This is a genomic window from Achromobacter sp. DMS1 (assembly GCF_001270295.1).
Map to the genome: position 1 here is coordinate 1 of NZ_LHSJ01000309.1, position 4,614 is coordinate 4,614.

A 4,614-nucleotide genomic window follows, 5' to 3' on the forward strand; every position below is an offset into this window, starting at 1 on the left:
TTTTACTCCGACGATTCCGACGAAAGTGGGTCAGTTTTCAACCGGCGTTGACAGGAAATGGTGGCGCAATGCTTGCAGGGCGACGTGTCGCTCGCGGCGTTAGCCGTAGAGCACGGTATGAACCCCAACGTTTTGCATCGGTGGGTCAAAGAGCATGAACGCTACGGCCACCACTGCTTGGCTGAGGAGGAGGGGCGCCAGCGGCGCGCACCGGCTTTGGTGGGTCCCTCTCGCCAACCCACTGCGCCATTCGTCCCTCTATCAGTGAGCGCGAGCCAGCCTGGTGCGAGTCACGACGTCATTCGCCTGGAAGTGAAGCGCGACACTGCGACAGTGCGCGTATCCTGGCCGATTAGCGCCGCAGCCCAATGTGCCGCGCTGTTGCGTGAGTGGTTGCGGTGATTCGCATTGACCAAGTCTGGCTCGCTGTAGAGCCCGTGGACATGCGCAGCGGTATGGATCGGTTGCTCGCCCGCGTGATCGAGGTCTTCGGCGCCTCGCAGCCGCACCATGCCTACGTGTTTGCCAACCGCCGCGGCACCCGGCTGAAGGTGCTGGTGTGCGATGGCTTCGGCATCTGGCTGGCTGTACGACGGTTGCACCAGGGGAGTGTGCACTGGCCCCGGCCCGGTGACACACAAATGGCGCTCACCGCTGAACAAGCTCGTGCGCTCGTCATCGGTCTGCCGTGGCAACGCCTGGGTGAGTACGAATCGATCAGCCTCTTATGACCCCGGATTTGCAATCCGGGGCAGTGCGAATGGTGCGCTGCACAGGGGTCTGGCATTATGGCGGCTATGCCTCTGAAGACAGCACCCAACCTCGACCATCTTGATGCCGACGCCCTGCGGGCGCTGGCGGCGGAATTGATGGGCAAGCTCGAGCGGCAGGCGCAGGATATCCACTTTAAGGACACGCACATCCGCAAGCTCACGCATGAGATTGCGGTGCTGCGCCGTTATCGCTTCGGCAAAAAGAGCGAACAGCTTGGCGGCGAACAGGGGTTGCTGCTGGAAGACGCGGTCGATGCCGACATCGCCGCCATCGAGCAGGAACTGATCAACTTGGGTGGTCCTCAGCCGGAACAGAAGGCGGTCTCGCAGCCCAAGCGCCAGGCGCTGCCGCCGGCGCTGCCCCGTATCCAGGTGCACCACGAGCCGCACTCCACCACTTGCGCCTGTGGCTGCCAGATGCAGCGCATTGGTGAGGACATCACCGAGAAGCTTGACTACACGCCGGGTGTGTTCAGCGTTGAGCAGCACATTCGTGGCAAATGGGCCTGCCGCCAGTGCGAGACGCTGACCCAGGCGCCGATGCCCGCTCAGGTCATCGACAAGGGCATCGCAACTTCCGGCCTGCTGGCCCATGTGCTGGTGGCGAAATACGCGGATCATCTCCCGCTATACCGCCAGGAGCAGATCTACGCGCGAGCCGGCGTGAAGATTCCACGCTCCACCCTGGCAGAATGGGTGGGCGTCTGCGGGGTGCGCTTGCAGCCGCTGGTCGATGCCTTGCGTGAGGCGATCCTGAAGGAGCCGGTGGTGCATGTGGATGAAACGCCGGTTCAGGTGCTACAACCCGGTAACAAGAAAACCCACCGTGCCTACCTCTGGGCCTATGCGCCCGGCGCGTTCCAGAATCTGAAGGCAGTCGTCTATGACTTTACCGAAGGCCGTTCGGGTGCGTATGCCCGCGCCTTCCTCGGCGACTGGCGTGGGGAACTCGTCTGCGATGATTACGGCGGCTACAAAGCCTGCTTCGAGCAGGGCATGGCCGAGGTCGGCTGCATGGCGCACGCCCGGCGTAAATTTTTTGAACTGCATCAGTCGGGCAAGAGCCAGATCGCTGAGCAGGCACTGAAATCCATCGGCCAGCTCTACGAGATCGAAGCGCAGGGAGCTAACTTGGCTCCTGAAGAACGGCAACGGCTGCGAGATCAGCAGGCCCGGCCCATTGCCGAGGCCTTGTATGCCTGGATGACGGCACACCGCAGTAAGGTGCCCGACGGCACCGGCATTGCGCGAGCGCTCGATTACAGTCTCAAGCGCTGGGCGGCGTTGACGCGCTACTTGGATGATGGCCGCTTACCCATCGACAACAACTGGATCGAGAACCAGATCCGGCCCATTGCCCTGGGCCGCAAGAACTGGCTGTTCGCTGGCTCCCAGCGAGCGGGCCGGCGTGCCGCTGCCGTCATGAGCCTGATCCAGTCGGCGAAGATGAACGGTCACGATCCGTATGCCTATCTGACGGACATCCTCACACGCCTGCCCACGCACCCGAATAACCGGATCGACGAACTGTTGCCGCAAAACTGGGTACCTGCTGCCGCTTCAAGACGATAAGGAAAGTCATGGCCTTCACTGAGCTCGAACTTGCAAGGGTGCATCGCACCATGACAGCATATATCGCACAGCGCCGTCCACGCCCTGAAATCCGAGCGCAGCTTGATATTGGCTATTCTGTTGAAAGCCAGTCTGTCATTATCCATGAAGATCGGCAGCTGTATGACGGCTCTCGTTTGTTAGAGCCCGTCGCGAAGGCGACGTGGGTTCGGACACAAAAGGTATGGAAAATCTTCTGGATGCGGGCCGACCTTCGGTGGCATAGCTACGAGCCCCTGGCCAGGGTACGCACCTTAAACCAAGTTCTGGAGGGGATAGATGCTGATCCCTATGGGTGCTTCTGGGGCTAATCTGTTAGCCGACTACATTGCCCTCCAGGTCAATATGTGATCCCTGATCGCGTATCGGCCGTCCGTCAATGTGCGTTCCCCGTGCGCTTACGGTATTCTTACCCCCTCTCCCCTACTGATTTATGCACCCGAATGGGTGCGCACCTCCGGGTGGGTCAGTATTACACCGGCGCTAACAGCTAATACCCTGAACAGACTTTGCCGGAGGCAGGATCAGTGCGTTTTCCTCGGCCGGTTCATCATTCAAAACAGTTTCCGGGGGTTGAAGCGAAATCAGCCAGTCGGCCAAATCCGCTGACTCATGGTTACCGTTCTGGCTAAGGCTGAACAGCAGATCTTCCTGGCGGGGTTGACCGAAAACCATCCGATAGAGGGCCAACCCTTGCTTCAGCCGTTTGAGTTTGCCAACCTCCTTGCTGTACGGGAGCAGAGGAATGCGGCGCTCCACCCGGGCGGAACCATCCTCGAAGATCCAATACGGGATGAGATCGGAAAGCCCATTGGATTTGCCTTGGGCCGCGATCTGAAAAAGGGTCTGCCACGGATCGCCTCCCTCATGCGCCACGGAGAGAGCAGTCAGACCATACCGTTCCGCAACATTCTTTCTGACCGCATGGCCTTTATACCGATGAACCCGGCCTTCGCGCTGTTCAAGATCAACGGGATTGGAAGGCAGATTCCAATGGACCACGGCATGGCACCAAGTGTGGAAGTCCAACCCTTCCTGACCTATCGAGGTCGACGCCAGAACGAAGGGACGAAACGGTGAGTTGAAGGCGTCCCGTACCGAGTCTGCGCGAACGAGAGCCTGGTTGTTGTCGTCTCGAATATCCCCGAACCGGAGCGCGAAACGACAGCGGGTGTTGAAATCATCGAGAGCAAAGCCGTCGCCCGACATCTTTATTTCGTCGATTCGAATCTGCGCGGTTCGCAGTGACAACACCGATTGGATGCACTCGGCTATGCCAGCCACCTGTCCTTCCGGTGAGTGCTCTTGGAGACCCAAAGACTCTCGAAGGACATGCACATATTCGTCGAGCACCGATTGGAGATTGCCGTCGATACCGTACTGAAGCGTTAACCGCCAATAAGTGTCCTCGCCGGAGCCTCGCAGCATGGCAATCGTCTCCGGCATATTGAAAAGAGATCGGAAGCCGGATGCGATTCTGGCTGCGGCCGACAGAAGGTTCGGATCGCCCGCATCGATCCCGACACCGATACGGCGAAGTGCTCGCAAGGCACACACTCCTGGACCGGCAAGAGCCAGATCGCAAAGCACATCGACCAGATCATCTGGCTGAGGACCAAGAGGAATGTTGCCCTCCGCCATGCTGACCAGCAGGTCGATGTGATCTTTGAAACGGGTGCCTGATTCATGGTCCGGCGTAGCGGATCTCCATCCCGAATGGCTCTTACACCAGTCCAACAACCCATTATGGGAATCGAGAAGAATGGGAGCCGCCCAATACCATCGCTCATCAGCCCGCGTCCCTTCCCCGGCATCAGGCAGGGTCTCGACCAAACTGCGGCAAATAGCCTTGACCTCGTCCCTCAGCTCCTGGACGTCCAGTGGTCCGCTTCCACGGCCCAGAGCAATCTCAAGCGGGTCAATCTTGGTGGTAAGGGTTGGGGACGGCAGCAACCAGGTGTCAACGCCGGTTGAAAACTGACCCACTTTCGTCGGAATCGTCGGAGTAAAACTGACCCACCCCGGCGTCCAAAAAACCTAGCTCCTGATCTTGATATTCCCTGCTTTGCGCTTGTCCTTGAGTCGGTAGCTTTCCCCGGCAATCTGCACGATATGGGCGTGATGCAGCAGGCGGTCGAGCAAGGCGGCGGTCAGCGTTGTCCTCAGCAAAGCATGAGGACCACTGACTGAAGGGCAGATTGCTGGTGACGATGATGCTGGGTGCGGCTCG

Annotated in this window: 5 protein-coding genes and 1 pseudogene; 4 read left to right on the forward strand and 2 right to left on the reverse strand. The window is 59.4% G+C overall.

Going from position 1 to position 4,614, the window contains the following annotated elements:
* Positions 1-57: 57 nt before the first annotated feature.
* From AD428_RS29870 to AD428_RS23145, 4 genes are all read left to right on the forward strand, one after another.
* Complete coding sequence (locus AD428_RS29870; protein ID WP_152968175.1) at positions 58-402, forward strand: transposase; 345 nt, start codon at positions 58-60, stop codon at positions 400-402.
* Positions 399-731 carry an IS66 family insertion sequence element accessory protein TnpB gene (gene tnpB, locus AD428_RS23135; protein ID WP_053246409.1) on the forward strand — a complete coding sequence of 111 codons (333 nt, stop codon included), beginning with the start codon at positions 399-401 and terminating at the stop codon, positions 729-731. The genes AD428_RS29870 and tnpB overlap by 4 nt, the downstream gene beginning before the upstream one ends.
* Before the next feature lie 72 nt (positions 732-803).
* Complete coding sequence (gene tnpC / locus AD428_RS23140; protein ID WP_152968205.1) at positions 804-2,345, forward strand: IS66 family transposase; 1,542 nt, start codon at positions 804-806, stop codon at positions 2,343-2,345.
* A gap of 8 nt (positions 2,346-2,353) precedes the next feature.
* Complete coding sequence (locus AD428_RS23145) at positions 2,354-2,695, forward strand: DUF3024 domain-containing protein (RefSeq protein WP_053246717.1); 342 nt, start codon at positions 2,354-2,356, stop codon at positions 2,693-2,695.
* 172 nt (positions 2,696-2,867) lie between these two features.
* Here the strand turns inward: AD428_RS23145 and AD428_RS23150 are convergent, their stop codons facing one another.
* Together AD428_RS23150 and AD428_RS25775 are read right to left on the reverse strand one after the other, a co-directional pair.
* Positions 2,868-4,370 (reverse strand): helicase-related protein, encoded by a 1,503-nt coding sequence (locus tag AD428_RS23150; RefSeq protein WP_235491087.1) that lies wholly within the window; start codon positions 4,368-4,370, stop codon positions 2,868-2,870.
* Positions 4,371-4,421: 51 nt separating this feature from the next.
* Positions 4,422-4,614: pseudogene (locus AD428_RS25775) on the reverse strand (ATP-binding protein); the annotation flags it as partial.